Raw genomic sequence first — 20,799 nt, 5'->3', positions numbered from 1 at the left:
ACCTCAGGAGACAGCCAGATGAGTTTCACCCTTGACGCCGACCAGGCCCTGCTGCGCGACAGCATTCGCCGCTTCATGAAGAGCGAGGTCGCGCCGCTGATCGCGAAGCACGACGTGGAGCGGAGCTTTCCCTTCGAGCTGCTGGGCGAACTGGCGCAGTTCGGCTACATCGGCGGACGGCTGCCGGAGGCCGAGGGCGGCATGGGCATGGACCAGCTGACCTGGGCGATGCTGATGGAAGAGGCGGGCTACGCATGGCTGTCGCTGCGCACCATGCTCAACATCACCAACGGGCCGATCCACAAGATCGCGGTCGAGGGAACGCCCGAGCAGAAGGAGCGCTTCCTGAAGCCGCTGCTGGCTTCGCAGCGCCGTTGCTTCACCGCCATCAGCGAGCCCGGCACGGGCTCGAACATCGCGCAGATCCAGACCCGCGCCGACCTGAAGGACGACCACTACGTGCTCAACGGGCGCAAGCTCTGGATCACCAACGGCGCCTTCGCCGACTTCGGCATCGTGGTGGCGCGCACCTACAGCGCCGACTGCCAGGGCCAGCTGTCGACCTTCCTGGTCGAGCGCGAGGTGTCGCCCTACGAGGTGCGCCGCGTCGACACCATGGTGCTGCGCAGCACCGGCACGGCCGAACTGAACTTCGACAACGTGAAGGTGCCGCGCGCCAACCTCATCGGCGAGGAGGGCAGCGCGCTCAAGCGCATGCTGGTGGGGCTGGACAGCGCGCGCGTGAACATCGCCATGGGCGCGGTGGGCGCGGCGCAGTCGGCGCTGGACCTGTCGATCGACTACGCGCGCACGCGCACCCAGTTCGGCAAGCCGATCGGCAGCTTCCAGCTGGTGCAGAAGCTCATCGTCGACATGACGGTGCGCGTGGAGGCCGCGCGGGCATTGGGCCTGCGCGCGGCCGCCGCGCTCGACTCGCAGCACGACGCGCGCATGGCCTGCTCGATCGCCAAGCTGTACGCCACCGAGGCCGCGCACGAGGTGGCCAGCATGGCGCTGCAGGTGCACGGCGGCCTGGGCTATTCCACCGACTACCCGATCGAGCGCATCTTCCGCGACACCCGCGGCGGCACCATTCCCGAAGGCACGACCGAAGTGCAGACGCTGATCGTCGGGCGCGAGATCCTCGGCATGTCGGCCATCGTCTGAAGCAACAGGAAGCACGCACCATGGAGACAACGAAGAACACCCCGGCCGACCTGTCGCGCCTGATCAACCCGCGTTCCATCGCACTCGTCGGCGCGTCCGACCGCGAGGGCAGCATCGGCGAACGCACGCTCACCAACCTGCTCACGCATTCGGAGTTCGAAGGCGACGTCTACCTCGTGAACCCCGGCAAGGCCGAGATTCGCGGCCACCGCTGCTGGCCCAGCGTGGCGGCGCTGCCCGACACGCCCGACGTGGCGGTGGTCGCGGTGCCCGCGAGCGGCGTGCTCGAGGTGATCGAGCAATGCACTGCGCGCGGCGTGAGATTCGCGGTCATCCTGAGCTCGGGCTTCGGCGAGGCCGGCGCCGAGGGCGAGCGCGAGCAGCAGCGCATGAAGGAGATCGCCGAGCGCGGCGGCCTGCGCCTGTACGGCCCCAACTGCCCCGGCCTCACCAACGTGAACAAGCGGCTGGGCCTGACCTTCTCGCCCTCGTTCCCGCACGACCTGATCAAGGGCCCGATCGGCCTGGCCACGCAGGGCGGCGGCCTGGGGCGCAACGTGATGCAGGCGATGGAGCGCGGCATCGGCATCGGCCTGTGGGCCTCCACCGGCAACGAGGTCGACCTGCAGGTGGCCGACTTCATCCACTACATGGCGGACGCACCCGACATCAAGGTCATCGTCACGCTGCTCGAGGGCATCAAGGACGGCCCGAAATTCGTGGCCGCGGTGCAGCGCGCCGCGGCCAACGGCAAGCCGGTGATCGGGCTGAAGGTGGGCAAGTCGGAGTACGGCCGGCGCGCGGCGCAGTCGCACACCGCGTCGCTCACGGGCTCGGCCGAGGTCAACAGCGCGGTGTTCCGCCAGTTCGGCGTGATCGAGGTGGACGACATCGACGAGCTGGTCGACACGGCGTGGCTGTTCGCGCGCGCCATGCCGGGCGCGCAGGACGCGCTGGGCATCTACTGCTCGTCGGGCGGCACCGCGGCGCTTGCGGCCGACGCGGTGGGCTCGGCCGGCCTCACGCTCGCGGCCTTCACGCCCGAGACCACGGCGGTGCTGCGCGCCAAGCTGCCCGACTACGCGGCCATCGGCAACCCGGTCGACACCACGGCCATGGTGCTCAGCGACAAGACCGTGGTGGAGACCACGCTGGGCTGCGTGGCCAACGACGCCAACCTGGGCCTCACGATCGTGCCCATTGCACTGGACTACGGCGAGACGACCACGCGCATGGCCGACAACATCATCAATGCGCAGAAGGGCTGCGCCGCGCCGATCGTGCCGATCTGGATGAGCGACCGCCTGGGCGAGGGCTACCAGCGCCTCGTGGCCGCGGGCTTTGCGCCGCCGCGCTCGGTGGGCAAGGCGATCTCCGCCATCGCGCGCTGGGTGGCGTATGGCCGCTGGAGGCGCGCGAACCCGGTGATTCATCCGCTCGCGCTGCCACCGCTGACCGCGCCGATCGGCGAAGGCGCAACGCGCAGCCTGTCCGAAGCGCAGGCCAAGCAGCGGCTGCGCGAAGCCGGCGTGACGCTGCTGCCGAACGTGCTCGCCACCTCGGCCGACGAGGCGCGCGCGCTGGCCGACCGCATGGGCTACCCGGTGGTCGCCAAGATCGCGAGCGGGCAGATCGTGCACAAGTCGGACATCGGCGGCGTGCGGGTTGGCCTGCAGGACGGCGCGCAGGTGGCCGCGGCCTGGCGCGACATCATGGCTTCGGTCGCACAGCACCAGCCGCAGGCGAAGATCGATGGCCTGCTCATCGAGAAGATGGCGCCGCGCGGCGGCGTGGAGCTGATGATCGGCGTCACGCGCGACCCGGTGTTCGGCCACGTGATGACCTTCGGGCTGGGCGGCATCTACGTGGAGATCTTCCGCGACGTCACGCGCCGCCTGCTGCCGATCGGTCCGCGCGACGCGGCGGCGATGGTGCGCGAGATGCGCTGCTTCGCGCTGCTCGACGGCGCGCGCGGCCGGCCCGCGGCCGACGTGGCCGCGCTCGAGGAGTTGCTGGTGCGCATCTCCGACTTCGTGGTGCGCCACGGCGAGCGCATCGAGGAGATGGACCTGAACCCGGTGTGGGTCGGCGCGAAGGGCGAGGGCGCCATGCCGCTCGACGCGGTGATCATCGAGCGCAGCGGAGGCGCCGCATGACGGGCACCGCTGCCAGGTCTCAAGCCCAGCACCCGGCCCAGCACCCGGCCCAGCACCCGGCCCAGCACCAGGCCCAGCCCCAACCGCCTTTGGCGGGCATCACCGTCATCGACTTCAGCGAGTTGTTGCCCGGCCCGTTCTTCACGCAAAGCCTGGCCGAGCTTGGCGCGCGCGTCGTCAAGATCGAGCGTCCGCCCAATGGCGACAACGTGCGCCGCATGGGCCCCGGTGTGTTCGAGGCGGTGAACCGCGGCAAGCAGAGCCTGCTGGCCGACCTGAAGGACGAGGCGCAGCGCGCGGAGGTGCGCGCGCTCATCGCCAAGGCCGACGTGGTGGTCGAGTCGTACCGGCCCGGGGTGATGGCGCGGCTGGGGCTCGATGCGGCCAGCCTGCTCGCCGAGTTTCCGCGGCTCATTTATGTGTCCTTGAGCGGCTACGGACAGGAAGGGCCGTGGGCCGGCCTGCCGGGCCACGACATCAACTACCTTGCCGCCGCCGGCGTGCTCGCGGTGTCGGGCGTGCCCGGCCAGGGGCCGGCACAGAGCTTCGGCTTGCCCGTGGCCGACCTGTGCGGCGCGATGTATGCGCTGTCGTCGACGCTCGCAGCCCTGTACCAGCGGGAGCACACGGGGCGGGGCCAGCATCTCGACGTGGCGCTGGCCGATTGCGCGCTGCACTGGATGAACCCGCGCGTGGGCGCCTACCGCGAGGCCGGAGCCGTCACGCTGGAGGCACAGCGCGAGGCCACGCTGGTCAAGCCTGCGTACGGTGCCTTCGCCTGCCGCGACGGGCGGCACGTGTCCATTGCCGCGCTCGAAGACCACTTCTGGGTGCGTCTTTGCGAAGCGCTCGACCTCGCGCCCTACGGCGGCGAGGCGTTCCGCGCGATGAAGGCGCGCAAGGCCGTGGCCGGCGCCATCAACGCGCGCATCGCCGAGCTGCTGGCGGCCAGCGACGCGGACGAGGTCTTCGCGCTGCTGCAGCGGCACGACGTGCCGGCCGCGCCGGTGGTCGAACCTTCGCGCGTGGCCGCGGTGCCCCAGTTCGCGCAGCGCGGCAAGTTCGAGGGCGGTGGTGTGCTGCCCGTGGCGCGCTACCCGGTACCGATGACCGGTGTGGTGCCGGGCCGGCTCGGCGGCGCGCCGGCGCTCGACAGTGCGCGGGGCTGACGCCGTGCCGCCGGTCTTTCGCACGCGCATCACCGAGCTGTTCGGCATTGCGCACCCGATCCTCGGCGGCGGGCTGATGTGGCTCTCCGGCGCGGACTACGTTGCCGCGCTGGTCAACGCAGGCTGCATGGGCTTCATCACGCCGCGCTCGTTCGACAGCGACGAAGACTTCGCGCAAGCGCTGGTGAGGTGCAGCGCGCTGACCGGCGGCAAGCCCTTCGGCGTGAACCTCACGCTGTCGAGCCGGCCCGAGGCCAACGCGGCCGTGCGGCGCTGGCTCGACATCGCGCTGGCGCACGGCGTGCGCTTCTTCGAGACCGCGGGCTACGCGCCGACCGAGCTGATCGGCACGTTGCACGAAGCCGGCGCCGTCGTGCTGCACAAGGCGCCGAGCATCCGCCATGCGCTGTCGGCCGAACGCGCAGGGGCCGACGCCATTGCGCTGATCGGCATGGAGGAGGGCGGCCACCCCGGCACCAACGAGCTTCCCACCATGCTGATGGGCGCGCTGGCCGCGGAGCAGTTCCGCGTGCCCGTGGTGCTCGGCGGCGGCATCGGCCACGGCCGCCAGCTGGCGGCGGTGCTGGCGCAGGGCCACGAGGGCGTGATGATGGGCAGCCGCTTTCTGGTGTGCGAGGAAATCGGCGCGCACCGCGGCTACAAGGAGCACCTGCTCGGCTGCGACGAGCATTCCACCGTGCGCCTGCTTCATACGCTGGGCAACACCTGGCGCGTGCTGCGCAACGACACCGCGCGCCGCATCGACGAGATCGAGCGCGCCGGCGCGGCCGACCATGCGGCCTTCGGCGATCTGATCAGCGGGCGGGTTGCGCGCGACCATTGCTATGCACAAGGCGACTGGCAGCGCGGCATGCTGTCGCTCGGGCCTTCCATCGCGTTCGCCAAACGCATCGAGCCGCTGGCCGGCATCGTGGCCCAGTTGCTGGACGAGGCGCGCGCGTCGCTCGGCCGGCTCTCTTCACTTGCACAGGTCCCTGCATGACGAAACGACGACTGCCTTTTCTCGATCGGCTCGCGCTGCCCGTCATTGCGGCGCCGATGCTGCGCGTGTCGGGCATCGAACTGGTGTCGGCCGCCTGCCGTGCAGGTGTGGTGGGCGCGTTTCCGACGGCCAACTGTGCGTCGCTGGACGAGTTCGATGCGTGGCTTCGGCGCCTGGGCGACGAGGCAAGGGCGGCCGTGGCGGAGGGGGGCAGTGGCCGGCCGCATGCGCCCTGGTGCCCCAACCTCATCATGCGGCGCGACCCCGCGAAGGTGAAAGCCGAGGTCGACATCATCGTGCGCCACCGCGCGGAAGTAGTGATCACCAGCGTGGGATCGCCTGCCTCGGTGATCCCCGCGCTGCATGACGGCGGCTGCCTGGTGCTGGCGGACGTGGCCTCGGTGCACCATGCCGAGCGCGCCATCGAAGCCGGTGCCGACGGCCTCGTGCTGCTGACGGCCGGCGCGGGAGGACACACCGGCTGGGCCAACCCGTTCGCTTTCGTGCGGGCCGTGCGGGCCATGTTCGACGGGCCGGTCGTGCTGGCCGGAGGCCTGTCGGACGGCGTTGCGCTCAAGGCCGCCACGGTGCTGGGCTGCGACCTGGGCTCGATGGGCACGCGCTTCATCGCCACGCGCGAGAGCCTCGGCTCCGCGCCCTACAAGCAGATGCTCGCGCAGAGTTCGCTGGACGATGTGATGACCACGCGCGCCTTCACCGGCCTGCCCGCGAACTTCCTGCGGCCCTCCGTGGTGCAGGCGGGGCTTGATCCCGCGGCGCTCGACGAGGCGGTGTCGGTGCAGGAGGCGCGCAGCCGCTTCGGTGGCGGCTCGGAGGGCGCGGTGGTCCAGCGCTGGGCCGACCTGTGGAGCGCGGGGCACTCCGTCTCCGGCGTGGCGGGGCTGCCGACGGTGGCCGAACTGGTAGGCACGCTTCGCGCGGAGTTCGGCGGCGGCACCTGACGCGGGCATGCGGCAGGGCGCCGCTGCGGCATTCGGGGGCCGCCGTGCAGACATCCCGCATCGGCGGGACAATGGCCGCCCCTTGGCCCGCCTGGTGGGCCAGGGCTGCCAACCCGAACCCCTCCGCGCATGTCTTCCCCGCCCGCCGCTTCGTCTGCCTCATCGGCCCCTCCCGCCCCTCCTGCGCCTTCCGCACCTTCCGCGTCTCCTTCACCCTCCTTTTCCCTCTGGCGCATCGCCGTGCCCGCCTTCGGCCCGTCGCTGCTGTTCGGGCTGGGCGAGGGCGCGATCCTGCCGATCGTGCCGCTGACGGCGCGCGAGCTGGGCGCTTCGGTTCCCATCGCCGCGCTGATGGTCGCGCTGATCGGCATCGGCTCGCTGTTCAACAACATCCCGGCCTCGATGATCACCATCCGCTGGGGCGAGCGCTGGGCGATCGTCGCGGCGGGCGTGTGGAGCGGCCTGGGCATGGCGCTGTGCGTGGGCACCTCGCACCTGGGCCTGTTCGCGCTCGGTTGCTTCATGGTGGGCATGTCGCAGTCGGTCTACAACCTCGCGCGGCAAAGCTACATGACCGAGGCCGTGCCCATCGAGTACCGCGCGCGGGCGCTGTCGACGCTGGGCGGCGTCATGCGCATCGGCATGTTCGCCGGGCCTTTTCTCGCGGCGGGCGCGGTGCACGTGTTCGGGCTGTCGGCGGCCTATGTGCTCGGCATCGTCGCGGTGCTGGGCGCGGCGGCGCTGGGCGCGCGCATTCCCGACCTGGAGATGCCGCCGGTGCCGCACGGGCAGGCGGCGCCCGCGTCGACCACCATCGCGTCGACGCTGCGCGACCACCGGCGCGTGTTCCTCACGCTGGGCATCGGCGTGGTGCTGGTGAGCGCGGTGCGCGCATCGCGCCAGGCGGTGATTCCGCTGTGGGCCGACCACCTCATGCTGGCGCCATCGGTGGCCTCGCTGGTCTACGGGCTGGCCGGCGCGGTCGACATGCTGGTGTTCTACCCGGCCGGCAAGGTCATGGACAAGAAGGGCCGGCGCTGGGTCGCGGTGCCGTCGATGCTCATCATGGGGCTGGCGATGCTGCTGATGCCCTTGACGACCGGCACCTTCACGCTGCTGCTGGCGGCGCTGGCCATCGGCTTCGGCAACGGCATCGGCTCGGGAATGATCATGACCCTGGGCGCCGACCACTCGCCGCGCCACGGGCGCGCGCACTTCCTCGGCGTGTGGCGACTGATGTCGGACATCGGCTCCTCGTGCGGGCCGGCGCTGCTGTCGTTCCTGGCGGGCAGCCTGTCGCTGGCCGCGGGCATCGCGGTGACGGGGCTGATCGCGTTCGCCGCGGCGGGGACGCTGGCGTACTGGATTCCGCGGCGGCCGCGCGGCTGAGGAACGGCTGCGCGGGCTGGATGCGGCGGTGCGTACGCCGGGTGCGGCGGTGAGCGATGTAGTACCTCAGTCTAAAATAATGATAACTATTCGTATCGCCCGCGGCCGAAGCGAGCGTGGCCAGGAGAAAACATGTCTGCAGGAGGGCCCACATCGCAACAGCACGTGCATGCGCTTTACTGCGAGCACCATGGCTGGTTGTTCGGCTGGCTGCGCCGCAAGCTGGGGTCAGCCGACAATGCCGCCGACCTGATGCAGGACACCTTCGTTCGCATCATTTCCTCCCGCGACACGCTTCTCGGCGTCCGGGAGCCCCGGGCGTTCCTGGTGACCACCGCCAAGCGCCTGATGGTGGACCAGGCCCGGCGCAAGCGCGTCGAAGACGCCTACCTGCACGAACTGACGATGGCCGCGGCGCACCTCGGCAGCCCGCCTTCGCCCGAGCAGCTGCTGGAAACGCTGCAGGCCCTGGCGCACATCGAGATGGCGCTCGACGGCCTGTCGGCGAAGGCGCGCCAGGCGTTCCTGCTGCACTACCTCGACGGTGAAACCCACGTCGGCATCGCGTCCCAGCTCGGCGTGTCGACCCGGATGATCCAGAAGTACCTGGTCCAGGCGCTCGTGCATTGCCACCGGCATGCGGAGTACTGAGTGCAGCTGCGCGAACCCGACCCCTTGAACCTGGCGCAGCAGGCCTCCGAGTGGCTCGTGCTGCTGACCTGCGACGACCCGGCCGAGCGCGCTCGCGGGCAGGCGGGTTTCAGCGCCTGGAAGGCGGCCGATGCGCGCCACGCGCGGGCGGCCGCGCGCATCGAGGCTTTCATCGGCCAGGTCGAAGGCGTGCGCCAGGCCACCGACGGCAATCCCCGTCCGGCGCATGCGGCCCTCGACGCGGTCTACGAAGGACAGCGTCAGGTGCGCCGCACCGGGCGCCGACGGGCCGGCGTCGCGCTGCTCGTGGCCATTGCCGTGGCGGTGCCGGTGTGGTTCACCGCGTCGGTCCCGGCACCCGCGCACCTGCTGGCGGACGTGCGCAGCTCCGAGCGCGAATGGGTCAGCCAGACCCTGCCGGACGGCACGCGCATCACGCTGAGCGGCGCGAGCGCCATCGACCTGCACTTCGACGAGAAGAGCCGCACGGTCGAGCTGCTGTCGGGCGACATTCGCGTGGACGTTGCCAAGGACGCGCAGCGGCCTTTCTATGTGCAGACGCCGCTGGCCCGCATTCGCGCGCTCGGCACCCGGTTCGCGGTCAGCCACGAGAAGGGCAAGTCGAGCCTGGAGATGTTCGAATCCCAGGTCGCCGTGCAGGCGCTTCCCCTGCCCGCCGCCGTCGACGACGCCAGCGGCAACAGCAACGGCAACGGCAACATCTACGAGAAGGCCACCGTGGTCCGCGCCGGGGAACGGGTCGAGCTGACCCGCCAGGGCATTGGGCAGATCGAGCGCATCGATGCCGAGCGTGTCGAGAACGGCTGGCGGCAGCACCAGCTGGTGCTGGTCGACCGCCCCCTGTCCGAGGTGCTGGCGCAGCTGGCGCGGCACCGCCCGGGAGGCATTCACTACGACAGCCGGCAGCTCGCGTCGCTGCGCGTGTCGGCCGTGTTGCCGCTGGACAGGCCGGACGAGGCGCTGCAGCTGCTGCAGACCAGCTTCCCCGAGCTGCGGCTGCGTTTCCTCGCCGATCGCTGGGTCTGGGTCGACCTTCGGGCCGCGCCGCAAAAAAACTAGCCCGCAGGGGTTCCGGTTCTTCGTTCTCGTTCGTCATTGCTGATGAACCTAACGAAAGAGGAAGTTCCTACCCGTGACCCAACCAAAGAATCCGGCGCCGCGCAGCCGCTCGCTGTCCCTCGCGCTGGCACTGCAGCTGGGCCTTGCAGCGGCGAGCGTCGCGGCGCCCGGCGCGGCCCTGGCCCAGCCACGGAACTACAGCATTCCCGCCGGCCCCCTGGGCCCGGCACTGACGCGCTTCGCCCAGGAGGCGGGCGTCTCCATGGCCCTGGACGCGCGTCGCGCGGCCAACCTGCGATCGCCGGGGCTGAGCGGCTCGCACGGCGTGGAAGAAGGCTTCGCGCTGCTGCTGCAAGGCACCGGCTACGCCGCCGAGAAAACGGGTGTGGGCTATCGCCTGGTGCCTGTCGCACCGCAGGCCGGGGCGAGCACGTCGGGCGTCCCTGCCGCCCTCGTTGCCGCCAGTGCGGCCACACCGCCGGCAGCCGCGGCGACCGGCGATGCGCCTGTCTTCAGCCCGCGCGCGTCGCTCGAGGAAGTGACCGTCTCCGCGTCCCGCTCGAACATGGAAGCGGCCAAGGCGCCCCAGACCGTGCAGATCCTCGACAAGGAAGAGATCGAGCAGCAGCTGGCCATCTCGTCGAACTCGTCGGATGCGTTGAGCAACCTGATCCCGTCGTACTCGCCCAGCCGCGGCAAGATGAACGGCAGCGGCGAGACCCTGCGCGGGCGCACGCCGCTGATCCTGATCGACGGCGTGCCGCAGTCCAACCCGATCCGCCCCACCGGGCGCGAGGCCCACACCATCGACTTCTCGATGCTCGAGCGCATCGAGGTGATCCAGGGCGCCAACGCGATCAACGGCCTGGGCGCCACCGGTGGCACCATCAACCTGATCACGCGCCGCCCGGAGAAGGGCAGCTTCAACCAGCACCTGGACGTGCAGACCACCATGCCCACGTCGCGCATCGGCGGCGACACGATGGGCTACAAGACCACCTACCGCGCCGACGGCCGCTTCGACAAGCTCGACTACCTGTTCGGCTTCAGTTTCGAGGACCAGGGCCTGTACCGCGACGCCAAGGGCCGCGCCATCGGCGCGGACAACACGCAGGGCGACCTGATGGACTCGCGCAGCCACGACTTCCTCGGCAAGATCGGCTACTGGCTCGACGCCAACCAGCGCCTGCAGTTCTCGATGAACCGCTACCGCATCAAGTCGAAGGCCAGCTACACCGGCGTGGCCGGCGACCGGGAACGGGGCATTCCCACCACCTCCGTTGAGGCGACGCCGCCGGGCACGCCGCCGTGGAACGACGTGTGGACCACCAGCGCCAGCTACAACCACTACGACCTGGGCGGCATGGAGCTGTCGGCCATGGTGTTCCACCAGAAGTTCGAGGCGCTCTTCGGTGCCGACAACTCGTCGACCTTCCAGGACACGCGCATCGCGCGCAACGGCACGCTGTACGACCAGTCGCGCGCCTCGTCGTCGAAGACCGGCAGCAAGGTCAGCCTGACCAAGTCGGACCTGTTCGACAGCCGCCTGAAGATCACCGGCGGCTTCGACACGCTGTTCGACAGCGGTGAGCAAGACCTCTACACCACCGGCCGCACCTATGTGCCGCCTTCCAAGTACCGCAACCTGTCGCTGTTCACGCAGGCCGAGTTCAAGCTGCTGGACACCCTCACGCTGCACGGCGGCGTGCGCAAGGAAATCGCCGACCTGGAGGTGGACTCCTACCGCACGCTGGCGCGCTACAACCGCGTGGCCGTGCAGGGCGGCAAGCTCAAGTTCAACAAGACGCTCTTCAACACCGGCCTGGTGTTCGAGCCCGTCAAGGACCTGAACCTGTACACCAGCTACTCCGAAGGCTTCGGCATGCCCGACGTGGGCCGCGTGCTGCGCGCCATCAACATCCCCGGCCAGAGCATCGACAACCTGAGCACCCTCGCGCCCATCGTCACGCAGAGCGTGGAGGTGGGCGGACGCTACAAGCGCGGCGACTGGGACTTCGACGCCAGCTACTTCCGCTCGGCGTCGGACTACGGCGCGCGCGTGGTGCGCGTGGGCGATGCGTTCATGACGGCACGCGAGAAGAACCGCATCGAGGGCATCGACGTCGGCGCGGGCTACCGGCTGAACCGCGCCCACAGGTTCAAGGTGTCCTATTCGCGCACCAAGGGCCGCTACGACAGCGACGACAACGGCAGCCTCGACACCACGCTCGACGGCCTGAACGTGTCGCCCGACCGGCTGATCGCCACCTGGTCGGCCGACTGGAACGACCGGCTGTCTTCCTTCCTGCAGGTGCAGCACGCCTTCAGCCGGCGCTTCGACGACCCGCAGAAGAACTTCAAGGGCTACGCGCTGGTGGACGTGAGCCTGCGCTACAAGCTGCCCAAGGGCAGCGTGCGCCTGGCGGTGAGCAACCTGTTCAACCGCAACTACATCACCTACTACTCGCAGAGCGCGCTGGTGGAGCCGCTGCGCTACTTTGCCGGCCGGGGCCGCACGCTGACGCTGGGCTACTCGGTCGACTTCTGAGGATGGTTCACGCGCGTGTGTTCCTGCGCCTCGTTGCGGCGCTGGGCGGCGGCTACGGCGTGGCCAGCCTGGCCGTGTCGGTGGCCGTGGCCTTGCTGGTGCGTTGCGGCCTGGCGGGCGCCGAGGCGGTGGTGACGGCGGCCATGTCGGGCTTCGTGCTGTACCTCGCCATCCTGCTGTGGGGCCTGGGCTGCGAGAGCGTGGCGCGCCTGTACTGCGGGCTCGGCGTGGCGGCCGCGGCCCTGTGCGGCGTGTGGTGGGCCGCGCGCTGATGGCCGGCTTCAGGAGGCGCCTGAGCGGCGTGCACAGCTGGGCCGGCGTGGTCTTCGGCGGCCTGCTGTTCGCCGTGTTCTGGATGGGCACGCTGAGCGTGTTCGACCGGGAAATCGATCGCTGGATGATGCCGTCCACGCGGCTGGCCGCCGCGCCCCGGCTCCCGTCGCTGGACCCGTTGGCGGCCGCGGTGGCGCCGTTGATTCCCGCCGGCGCGCGCCAGTGGCGCATCGACCTGCCGACCCCCCGCACGCCCGTGCTGCGCTTCACGGCCCAGCGCCCCGGCGGCCCCGCGGTCAGCCAGCTGCTGAACCCGCGGGACTTCGCGCCGCTGGGCGACCCCGCCACGCTGGGCGCGAGCGGGTTCTTCTTTCCGTTTCACTACGGCCTGCTCATCTCCTGGAAGGAGCTCGGCAAGTGGATGGTGGGCACGGCCGCCATGGCCATGCTGGTGTTGCTGGTGGCGGGCGTGGTGATCCACCGCAAGCTGCTGGCCGACTTCTTCACCTTCCGCCCGCGCAAGCGCCTGCCGCGCAGCACGCTCGACCTGCACAACGTGACCGGCGTCATCGGCCTGCCGTTTCACTTCCTCATCACGCTGTCGGGCCTGGTGATCTTCTTCAACATGTACTTTCCGCTCGCGTACCAGGGCGCGTTCGACACCGGCGCCAAGGGGCAGTCGCAGTTCCAGTCGCAGTCCTACGGCCGCTACAGCCGCGCACGCGCCGGAACGCCGGGAACGCTGTCGTCGCTCGACGCCATGGCGGCGCAGGCCGGGCGCGAGTGGGGCGGGGGTGTGCCGTACTTCGTGCGCGTGTGGCACCCGGGCGATGCCAACAGCTACGTGGAGCTGCGCCGCTCCTATGCCGGCGAGGTGACGATGAACCTCGACCAGCTCTATTTCGACGCCGCCACCGGCCGGTTGCTGCAACGCTTCCAGGCCGGCCCGGCCATGGGCATGCAGCGCTTCCTGTCGGGCCTGCATTTCGTCCAGTTCAATCATTGGCCGCTGCGCTGGCTCTACTTCGTGCTGGGCCTTTCGGGTTGCCTGATGATCGCGACCGGCCTGGTCTTCTGGGTCGAGGCGCGTCCTGCCGACGCCAGACGCACCCCCAAGCCGGGGCGGCGCGTGGTGCTGGGCCTGTGCATCGGCAGCGTCACAGGGCTCTTCATCGCCACGCTGGCCTACCTGGCGGCCAATCGCCTGTTGCCTGCCGAGGCCGGCCTGGCGGGCAGCAGCCGCTCCGGCCTGGAGGTCTCGACCTTCTTCCTGGCGTGGCTGGCCTGCTTCGGCCATGCCGCATGGCGTGGGGCGCGTGCGTGGCGCGAACAGGTCGCGTGCATCGGCGTGCTGGCCTGTCTGTGCGTGGCAGCGAACGCATGGACCACCGGCGCGTACGGCGCCGCGGCACCGCCGTTGCCGGCGGCGGTGTGGGGCGTGGACCTCGCATTGCTCGTCAGCGCGCTGGCCGCTGCCTGGGTCTGGCGCAGGCTGGCGCGTGGCCGCGTCGGAACTGCGAAGGCCTGACGATGTCGTTGCTGCTGTTGTGCCTTGCCGCCGTCGCCGGCTATGCCGCATGGGCGTGCGCGGCGCTGTCCATGCCCGTGCACTGGCATGCGATTCGCGCGCTGTCTCGGCGTGGACCCCCTTCGCGCTGGTTGATGCGGGCGTTGGCGCTGGCCTTCGCCGGAGCAGCAGGTGGCCTGTGCATCCTGCGCGACGGCTGGGGCCTGGGCACGCTCCTGGGCGTGTGCATCGCGTGCACGAGCGCCTACGCGGTGGTGCTGACCCTGTCCTGTTTCGACGGGAAGGGCGCACCCGGTGCAGGTGCGCGCGGCGGCCCGGGTGTCTAGTCAGTGCGCCTGGCGCATGCCCCTGCGCGCACCCTGCGGCGTCATGCCGAACTGCCGCTTGAATGCGGTGCTGAAGTTCGCAGCGTGGCCGTAGCCGACCTCCAGCGCAATCTGCGCAATGCTGAGCCGGCCGTCTTCGATGAGCCCGCGTGCGCGCGTCAGCCGCGCATTGCCGACGTATTCGAAAAGAGGAACGCCGAACACTTCGCGAAAGCGGCGGGCGAGGTGGCTTTCGCTGAAGCCGAAACGCTTGGCCAGATTGCGCATCTCGAGCGCCTCGTGCAGGTTCGCGTCGATGTAGCGCTTGACCGGCATCAGACGTTCGCGGGTTCGCGCACCGGCGGTGTCGGGCGCGGCATCGTCGAAGCGCCGGGTGAGAAAGGTGTGCAGCAGCGCGAAGGCCTTCGATTCGGCGTAGATGCCGCGAAAGGCGTCTCCTTGCGGCTCGCCGAGCAGCGCCAGCGCAATGTCGTACTGGGCGGCATCGATCGGAAAGCGCGCCAGTTCGAACTGCTGCGGAGCGCCGCGAACGAAGGTGCCGAACGGCCCGCGAAGCGTCTCGCCGGACAGCCCCAGCTCGTCCATGAGAAAGCTGCGCGAGCAGCACAGCGTGACCGAGCGTTCCTTGACCTCGCCGGCAAAGCACTCTTCCTTGGCCAGCCCCGGCGGCTGCAGCAGCGTGCTCACGCTCATGGCGCTCACGGTCTGCGCGGCGACCGCGCCGGGCTGCCCGACGAAGCTCTCGCCTTCGAGGCGAAAGTGCAGCTTGATGAAGTCGCCGCTGCGGTACACCTCGCGGCTGGGTTCGACATGGTTGACGTGTCCCAGCGCAACGTAGAAGCCCGGGCGAAAGCACAGGAACTCCCGCCGCCCCTGCGCGCGCCCGATCGGCGTCAGCGTCAGGCCCTGCGTGCGACCCCAGCTGCGCGCCGACTCCAGGGCATGGGCGGAAGGTAGGCTGAATGGCATGTCCATGCGCAGGGTCCCCGATCCTTGTTGACGAGGATCGCAAGCATACGCCCGCACTTCAGGGCCCGTGAGAGAGAAAACGCAGGCCCTTGCCGATGACCTGGCGCGACTGGTCGACGAGGCTGCGCTGCCAGGCGGCGTCGTCGGGATAGAAGAAATCGAGCAGCTCGCGCCGCACGCCCGGCAGCTGCGTGCGGCCCAGGCCGCGGGCCCATTCGCGCTGGTCGCGCACCAGCAGGTCGAGCATGTGGCGCGGGCGCCCCGTGCCGAACTCCAGCACGCCGGCCGTCACACGCGCGTGCGGCAGCGCGCGCTCGTAGCCCGGCGTGGTGTGCCCCGCGACGGGCGAGAAGTCGTCGGGCGCGCTGCCCTCGTGCACGGCAACCACCCATCGGCCGAAGGCCTCGCGCATGCGCTGCAGGTCGTCCCCTTGCTGGAGCGCGACGATCGATCCATAGCTGTACGGGCCCAGGCCCGTGTGGTAGTCGACGATGCACACGTCCGTCGCCGCTGCGCAATGGCGCCGCAGCACCGCCTCGATGGTCATGCGCGACCACGTGGGCGCCTGTCCACCGAAGCCCATGCCGTTCGGCACGGTGTACTGGCCGGCCATCAATGCGTTGTAGAGCGCGTCGTTGCCCCTGGCCTTGGCGAAGTCCGCAAGCATCGCGTCGCCGCGCGCTGCGGCATCGGTGTCCTGCGGGTCGAGGTCGATCGCGGCGTGCAGCGGGTCGTAGGCGCAGGATGCCGGCGATGCAGGCAGCGCCGAATGGTCGATGAAGTTGCGGCAGAGATCGACGTTGTCTTCGGTGTAGCGCCGCAGCCAGGATGCGCCCCAGGGGTTGATGGCATGCACCAGCACGACGGCGGTGTCGGGCGGCAGCTCGGCGCTGTGCTGGGTCAGCAGCCAGTCGACCTGGCAGCCCGAGCCGGCGAACAGCTCCACCCCGTGCACGCCCGAGGTCAGCACCAGCACGCGCCTGGCATTGGCCGGGCCGACGCGCACCACGTCGGTCGAGAGCATCTCGCGTTGCGCGCCGGCCAGCGGGTGGGCATAGGTCTGCGGCGTGAGACCGCGCAGCGTGCAGGCCGCGAGAAACTTGTCGCGTGCCGTCGCGTAGTCGGCGCTGAACAGGGTGTCGGGGTGCATCGTCAGTCGATCTGGAAGCCCGACTCGCGAATGATCGGCTGCCACAGCGCGAGCTCGCTGCGCACCGCATCGTGCAGCTGCTGCGGGTTGCTGGCCGCCGTGTCGAAGCCCGCGGTCGCCAGGTTGGCGGTGGTGGCCGGCAGCGCCGCGACCTCGAGCACGCCGGCGTTGATGCGGTCGATGTAGGCCTGCGCCGTGCCGGGCGGCGCGAACAGGCCGACCCAGCTCGAGCTTCCCAATGACTTGAAGCCCAGCTCGCCGAAGGTCGGCACTTCGGGCACGGCCTTGCTGCGCCGCGGGCCGGTCACCGCGAGCACGCGGATCTTGCCGGTCTTGTGCGAGGGCAGCAGCCCGCCCAGCGCATCGACGCCGGCCGGAATCTGGTTGCCGATCAGGTCGGCCAGCAGCGGCGCGCCGCCCTTGTAGGGCACCGGCATAAGCTCGACGCCTTCCTGCTTGCCCACCACGTAGCCGACGAAGTGCGGCGAGCTGCCGGCCGCGGGCACGCCGAAGTTGCGGGCCTGCGGCGTGGCGCGCGCCAGCGCGATGTATTCCTTCAGCGTCCTGGCCGGCTGCTCGGCGCTCACCGCCCATGCGACTTCGAAGGTGGCGAGCCGGGCCACCGGCGCGAAGTCTTTCACCGGGTCGTAGCGCACCGTGCGCGAGGTCAGCGGCAAGGTCGAGAACATGTGGCTGTTGCCCAGCAGCAGCGTGGTGCCGTCCGGGCGCAGCGCGCGGAACTGTTCGGCCGCGAGCTGGCCGCCCGCGCCGGGCTTGTTGTCCACGATCACGTTCACGCCCAGGCGCCGCTGCAGGCCCTCCGCGTAGATGCGCGCCACCGCGTCGGCCGTGCCGCCCGCCGGGTAGCCGACCACCAGCCGGATCGTGCGCGGCAGTTCCGGCGCAGCGGGCTGCGCGGCGGCCAGGCGCGGCCACAGCGCGCTGCCCGCGACACCGGCCGGCAGCAAAGACAAAAGGTCGCGTCGCTTCATCGGGGCTGCTCCAGGAAAGTTGAAAAGGATGGGCGCCGTCGCCGCGCCCGGGGACCCTGGCGTGCTGTTGCGGTGCCGTGCCAAAGCTCAGGCGGTGAGCAGCCGTTCGCCGCGCGCCAGTTGCTGCACGTAGGTCTCGGCATCGAGGTTGGCGCCGCAGACGACGAGCCCGGTGCGCGCGCCGCGCAACTCGTCGCGCAGCGGACCCAGCAGCGCGGCAAGCGCCGTGGCGCCCGCCGGCTCGACGGCCAGCTTGGCGTCGCGGAACATGACGGCCATCGCGCGGCAGATCTCGTCGTCGCTCACGGTGACGATGCGCTCCATGTAGCGGCGGCACAGGCCGTAGGCCATCGGCAGCGTCATGGGCGGCGCCAGGCTGTCGGCAATGGTCGAGAGCTTTTCCATGCGCTGCGGCGAACCGGCTTCGAAGCTGCGCCGCATGACGTCGGCGCCTTCGGGCTCGATGCCGATCACGCGGCACGACGGCAGCATCTTGCGAATGGCCGCGGCCACGCCGCTGCCCAGCCCGCCGCCGCCCACGGCGACCAGCACCACGTCGAGGTCGGGCGCCTGCTCGGCGAACTCGAGGCCCAGCGTGGCGGTGCCCAGCGACACGGCCTCGCCCTCGAACGGATGGATGAAGCTGCGCTGCTCGTCGCGCACCAGCGCCTCGGCCATGGCGAAGCCGGTCGCGCCGTCTGGCGCGACCAGCAGTTCGGCGCCGTACGAGCGGGCCAGGGCCGCGCGCGCCGGGTTGGCGCTGGCCTGGATCACGATCTTTGCGCTCACGCCGGCTTCGCGTGCCGCGAACGCCGCGGCCACCGCGTGGTTGCCCGCGCTCACGGCCGTGATGCCGAGCGCCTTCTGCGCGGGCGACAGGCGCCGCACCGAGTTCAACGCGCCCCGCGCCTTGAAGGTGCCGGTGCGCTGGAACAGCTCCAGCTTCATGACGACGTCGGCGCGGCCCAGCAGCCGCTCGACGGTGGCGCCGTGCAGCGGGGCGACGGGTGTGCGCAGCAGCGCATCGGCGTTGGCGCGGGCGGTCTCGCGGATCGCTGCGAGCTCGAGGTCGAAGGCCGGGTTCGTGTTCGTGTTCGGGTCTGGAAGTTGTGTGTTCATGCCATCAGTCTCCGGCCGGGGGGCGGTTGCGCGCAATGGCTTCGATCTCGACCAGCGCGCCCGGCATCATGAGGTCGGCGCGCACGGTGGAGCGTGCCGGCGCCGGCGCTTGCGTCGCGGCGAAGACCGCGGCGTAGCTGCAGTTGAATTCAGCGAAGTCGCCCACGCGGCCCAGCCACACCGTCGTCTTCACGACGTCGGCGAGGCCGAGGCCTTCGGAGCGCAGGATGTCGTCGATGCGTCCCAGGCAACGCCTGGTCTGCTCGCCGACCGTGTCGCCCGCAATGAGCGAGTGTTCGTCGAACGCCATCTGGCCGCTGACGAACACCCAGTCGCCGTCGCGGCGGGCCGAGGAGAAGTAGGGCGCGGCAGAGGCGTGGGGGCCTGCTGCGGGAACCGGCAAGGATGCGTGGGGCATGCATGGCAGTCTATGAATCGGCCGCCTGCCTGTCTTTTGCATGGCGACCTGAATCCTTTGCGCGCTCTTCTTTTTCTTCTCGTGCTATTCCTTGTGCTCCGTCCTTGTTCAGGCCGCCATCAGCGCGCGCGCCTTGGGCAGTGCCGGCTTCAGGCGCAGGCTGGCGATGCCCGCGCCCGCGGCCGCCTTGAAGGCGCGTGCCGTCACCCGCGACTCGCTGCCCAGCTTGAAGACGCCCACGGCCTGCACCAGGCTGCCCGCCTGCTCCTGCAGCGAGGCGGCCGACGCGGTGGCCTCTTCGACCAGCGCGGCGTTCTGCTGCGTGACCTGGTCCATCTGCGTGATCGCCTGGTTGATCTGCTCGATGCCCGCGGTCTGTTCCTGCGTGGCGGCGGTGATCTCGCTCATGATGTTCGTCACGCGCTGCACGCTCGTCACGATCTCTTCCATGGTGCGCCCGGCGGTGCCGACCATCGCGGTGCCCGCGTTCACGTTGCCCACCGAGTCGGCGATCAGTTCCTTGATCTCCTTGGCCGCGGCGGCCGAGCGTTGCGCCAGATTGCGCACCTCGGAGGCGACCACCGCGAACCCGCGGCCCTGCTCGCCGGCGCGCGCGGCTTCCACCGCGGCGTTCAGCGCCAGGATGTTGGTCTGGAACGCGATGCCGTCGATCACGCCGATGATGTCGACGATCTTCTTCGACGAACTTTCGATGTGGCCCATGGTGGCAATCACTTCGCTGACCACCTTGCCGCCGCGCACGGCGACTTCGGTGGCCGACATGGCCAGCCGGTTCGCCTGCAGCGCGTTGTCGGAGTTCTGCTTGACCGTGCTGGTGAGCTCCTCCATCGACGCCGCGGTCTGCTCGAGCGAGCTGGCCTGCTCCTCGGTCCGCGACGAGAGGTCGTGGTTGCCGGCGGAGATCTGCTGGGAGGCCGACGCGATGGTTTCCGCGCCGTTGCGCACGCCGCTGACCACCTCGACCAGGCTGTCGCGCATGCGCTTCATGGCCATCATCAGGCTGCCGGTGTCGCCGGGCCGTGTCTCGATGGGAACGGCAAGGTCGCCTTGCGCAATGCGCCGCGCCGCGTCCGCCGCGTCGCCGGGTTCACCGCCGAGCTGGCGTGTCAGCACGCGCGAGGTGACCAGGCCGATCGCGATGCCGACCAGCACGCCGCCGGCCGTGAGAACGGCCAGCATCGTGCGGATGCGGTTGTAGACCGCGTCCGTTTCCTTGTGCAGCGCTTCCGCGTTCGACTGCTTCAGTTCGATCATTTCGGTCATCAGGTCGTCGGCCTTGTCGCCCAGTGCGCGGACGTCGCCGAAGAGCTTGCTCGCCGATTCGCGCGCCTCGCCGAGCGGCTCGGTGTTCAAGGTGGCGATGACGCCGCCAAGGCCTTCACCGTAGGCCAGCGCCGCGGCGCGCGTGCGCTGGACCAGGTCGCGCCCGTGCTGGGTGACGAACTTCGGGTCCGACTTGTCGAGCTCGCTGTGCAGCTGCTTCAGACGGTCCTGCACGATGGCCAGCTGCTGCTTGCGGTCTTCCTCGGTGCGCGAGAGAACGGCCGTGCGAACGCCGCGGCCGGCAGCCAGCAGGTGCATGTTGGCTTCCGCGACATGCCTCAGCCCGACGGTGTCCCGCTGGAACATGAGGCTGGCCATGCTGTTCATCTGGGCCGCCTTCAGGATGCCCTGAATTCCGATGATGGCGCCGATGGCGGCGACGATCAGAAACCCGCCGACCAGCTTGGTCTTGACTTTCAATCCAATGAACCACTGCATGCGATCTCCTTTGAGTGTCTAGGTCTTCTTCAGGCGGCCCGGATGCGGGCCGCCGCGCGAGAGGAAATTTCTCCCTCAGATCGGCTATCGACTCGAAGGATTGAAAAATTCAGATCT

18 protein-coding genes are annotated in these 20,799 nt (G+C 70.1%); 12 read left to right on the top strand and 6 right to left on the bottom strand.

Annotation, left to right across the window (positions count from 1 at the left end):
• The first annotated feature begins 18 nt into the window (after window positions 1-18).
• From BM013_RS23565 to BM013_RS23510, 12 genes are all read left to right on the top strand, one after another.
• Window positions 19-1,167 (top strand): acyl-CoA dehydrogenase family protein, encoded by a 1,149-nt coding sequence (locus tag BM013_RS23565; RefSeq protein ID WP_093130076.1) that lies wholly within the window; start codon window positions 19-21, stop codon window positions 1,165-1,167.
• Window positions 1,168-1,187: 20 nt separating this feature from the next.
• Window positions 1,188-3,323, top strand: coding sequence for an acetate--CoA ligase family protein (locus BM013_RS23560; RefSeq protein ID WP_093130075.1), 2,136 nt, complete (start codon window positions 1,188-1,190; stop codon window positions 3,321-3,323).
• Entirely contained in the window at window positions 3,320-4,492 is a 1,173-nt protein-coding gene (locus BM013_RS23555) for a CaiB/BaiF CoA transferase family protein (protein ID WP_093130074.1), read from the top strand. Before BM013_RS23560 ends, BM013_RS23555 begins: the two co-directional genes overlap by 4 nt.
• Window positions 4,493-4,496: 4 nt before the next feature.
• On the top strand, window positions 4,497-5,495 hold the full coding sequence (locus BM013_RS23550) for an NAD(P)H-dependent flavin oxidoreductase (RefSeq protein WP_093130331.1): 999 nt from the start codon (window positions 4,497-4,499) through the stop codon (window positions 5,493-5,495).
• Window positions 5,492-6,457, top strand: a complete 966-nt coding sequence (locus tag BM013_RS23545) for an NAD(P)H-dependent flavin oxidoreductase (RefSeq protein ID WP_093130073.1) — start codon at window positions 5,492-5,494, stop codon at window positions 6,455-6,457. Before BM013_RS23550 ends, BM013_RS23545 begins: the two co-directional genes overlap by 4 nt.
• A 129-nt stretch (window positions 6,458-6,586) precedes the next feature.
• Complete coding sequence (locus tag BM013_RS23540; protein WP_093130072.1) at window positions 6,587-7,846, top strand: MFS transporter; 1,260 nt, start codon at window positions 6,587-6,589, stop codon at window positions 7,844-7,846.
• A gap of 132 nt (window positions 7,847-7,978) precedes the next feature.
• The gene (locus tag BM013_RS23535) at window positions 7,979-8,497 is read left to right on the top strand and encodes a sigma-70 family RNA polymerase sigma factor (protein WP_093130071.1); all 519 of its coding nucleotides are present in this window, start codon (window positions 7,979-7,981) and stop codon (window positions 8,495-8,497) included.
• Window positions 8,498-9,577, top strand: a complete 1,080-nt coding sequence (locus BM013_RS23530) for a FecR family protein (protein WP_256221626.1) — start codon at window positions 8,498-8,500, stop codon at window positions 9,575-9,577.
• A gap of 73 nt (window positions 9,578-9,650) precedes the next feature.
• On the top strand, window positions 9,651-12,125 hold the full coding sequence (locus tag BM013_RS23525; RefSeq protein WP_218153681.1) for a TonB-dependent receptor: 2,475 nt from the start codon (window positions 9,651-9,653) through the stop codon (window positions 12,123-12,125).
• A 2-nt stretch (window positions 12,126-12,127) separates the two neighbouring features.
• On the top strand, window positions 12,128-12,397 hold the full coding sequence (locus BM013_RS23520; protein ID WP_093130070.1) for a hypothetical protein: 270 nt from the start codon (window positions 12,128-12,130) through the stop codon (window positions 12,395-12,397).
• Window positions 12,397-13,926 (top strand): PepSY-associated TM helix domain-containing protein, encoded by a 1,530-nt coding sequence (locus BM013_RS23515; RefSeq protein WP_256221625.1) that lies wholly within the window; start codon window positions 12,397-12,399, stop codon window positions 13,924-13,926. Before BM013_RS23520 ends, BM013_RS23515 begins: the two co-directional genes overlap by 1 nt.
• Before the next feature lie 2 nt (window positions 13,927-13,928).
• Window positions 13,929-14,252, top strand: coding sequence for a DUF3325 family protein (locus BM013_RS23510; protein ID WP_093130069.1), 324 nt, complete (start codon window positions 13,929-13,931; stop codon window positions 14,250-14,252).
• On the opposite strand, the gene BM013_RS23505 is transcribed toward BM013_RS23510, so the two are convergent.
• The 6 genes from BM013_RS23505 to BM013_RS42150 all read right to left on the bottom strand — a co-directional run bounded on the left by BM013_RS23505 (window position 14,253) and on the right by BM013_RS42150 (window position 20,682).
• On the bottom strand, window positions 14,253-15,227 hold the full coding sequence (locus tag BM013_RS23505; RefSeq protein ID WP_093130068.1) for a helix-turn-helix domain-containing protein: 975 nt from the start codon (window positions 15,225-15,227) through the stop codon (window positions 14,253-14,255).
• Between the two features lie 52 nt (window positions 15,228-15,279).
• Complete coding sequence (locus tag BM013_RS23500) at window positions 15,280-16,371, bottom strand: DUF2817 domain-containing protein (protein WP_093130067.1); 1,092 nt, start codon at window positions 16,369-16,371, stop codon at window positions 15,280-15,282.
• Between the two features lie 2 nt (window positions 16,372-16,373).
• Window positions 16,374-17,363 carry a tripartite tricarboxylate transporter substrate-binding protein gene (locus BM013_RS23495; protein ID WP_093130066.1) on the bottom strand — a complete coding sequence of 330 codons (990 nt, stop codon included), beginning with the start codon at window positions 17,361-17,363 and terminating at the stop codon, window positions 16,374-16,376.
• A gap of 87 nt (window positions 17,364-17,450) precedes the next feature.
• Window positions 17,451-18,482, bottom strand: a complete 1,032-nt coding sequence (locus BM013_RS23490) for a pyridoxal-phosphate dependent enzyme (RefSeq protein ID WP_093130065.1) — start codon at window positions 18,480-18,482, stop codon at window positions 17,451-17,453.
• Between the two features lie 4 nt (window positions 18,483-18,486).
• Window positions 18,487-18,900, bottom strand: a complete 414-nt coding sequence (locus BM013_RS23485) for a RidA family protein (RefSeq protein ID WP_093130064.1) — start codon at window positions 18,898-18,900, stop codon at window positions 18,487-18,489.
• Window positions 18,901-19,008: 108 nt separating this feature from the next.
• Window positions 19,009-20,682 (bottom strand): methyl-accepting chemotaxis protein, encoded by a 1,674-nt coding sequence (locus tag BM013_RS42150; RefSeq protein ID WP_093130063.1) that lies wholly within the window; start codon window positions 20,680-20,682, stop codon window positions 19,009-19,011.
• Between the last annotated feature and the right edge of the window lie 117 nt (window positions 20,683-20,799).

Origin of the sequence: Variovorax sp. OK605, from assembly GCF_900115445.1 — a bacterium.
GTDB lineage: Bacteria > Pseudomonadota > Gammaproteobacteria > Burkholderiales > Burkholderiaceae_C > Variovorax.
Note: the sequence above shows the minus strand (reverse complement) of the source record. Positions and strands in the feature narration are given on the sequence as shown.

What these genes read in the sequence shown, in the direction of transcription:
- BM013_RS23490 (WP_093130065.1), bottom strand. Translation starts at nt 18,482, where the DNA reads ATGAACACACAACTTCCAGACCCGAACACGAACACGAACCCGGCCTTC.
- BM013_RS23555 (WP_093130074.1), top strand. Translation starts at nt 3,320, where the DNA reads ATGACGGGCACCGCTGCCAGGTCTCAAGCCCAGCACCCGGCCCAGCAC.
- BM013_RS42150 (WP_093130063.1), bottom strand. Translation starts at nt 20,682, where the DNA reads ATGCAGTGGTTCATTGGATTGAAAGTCAAGACCAAGCTGGTCGGCGGG.
- BM013_RS23505 (WP_093130068.1), bottom strand. Translation starts at nt 15,227, where the DNA reads ATGGACATGCCATTCAGCCTACCTTCCGCCCATGCCCTGGAGTCGGCG.
- BM013_RS23485 (WP_093130064.1), bottom strand. Translation starts at nt 18,900, where the DNA reads ATGCCCCACGCATCCTTGCCGGTTCCCGCAGCAGGCCCCCACGCCTCT.
- BM013_RS23500 (WP_093130067.1), bottom strand. Translation starts at nt 16,371, where the DNA reads ATGCACCCCGACACCCTGTTCAGCGCCGACTACGCGACGGCACGCGAC.
- BM013_RS23520 (WP_093130070.1), top strand. Translation starts at nt 12,128, where the DNA reads ATGGTTCACGCGCGTGTGTTCCTGCGCCTCGTTGCGGCGCTGGGCGGC.
- BM013_RS23565 (WP_093130076.1), top strand. Translation starts at nt 19, where the DNA reads ATGAGTTTCACCCTTGACGCCGACCAGGCCCTGCTGCGCGACAGCATT.
- BM013_RS23560 (WP_093130075.1), top strand. Translation starts at nt 1,188, where the DNA reads ATGGAGACAACGAAGAACACCCCGGCCGACCTGTCGCGCCTGATCAAC.
- BM013_RS23540 (WP_093130072.1), top strand. Translation starts at nt 6,587, where the DNA reads ATGTCTTCCCCGCCCGCCGCTTCGTCTGCCTCATCGGCCCCTCCCGCC.
- BM013_RS23535 (WP_093130071.1), top strand. Translation starts at nt 7,979, where the DNA reads ATGTCTGCAGGAGGGCCCACATCGCAACAGCACGTGCATGCGCTTTAC.
- BM013_RS23495 (WP_093130066.1), bottom strand. Translation starts at nt 17,363, where the DNA reads ATGAAGCGACGCGACCTTTTGTCTTTGCTGCCGGCCGGTGTCGCGGGC.
- BM013_RS23510 (WP_093130069.1), top strand. Translation starts at nt 13,929, where the DNA reads ATGTCGTTGCTGCTGTTGTGCCTTGCCGCCGTCGCCGGCTATGCCGCA.
- BM013_RS23515 (WP_256221625.1), top strand. Translation starts at nt 12,397, where the DNA reads ATGGCCGGCTTCAGGAGGCGCCTGAGCGGCGTGCACAGCTGGGCCGGC.
- BM013_RS23545 (WP_093130073.1), top strand. Translation starts at nt 5,492, where the DNA reads ATGACGAAACGACGACTGCCTTTTCTCGATCGGCTCGCGCTGCCCGTC.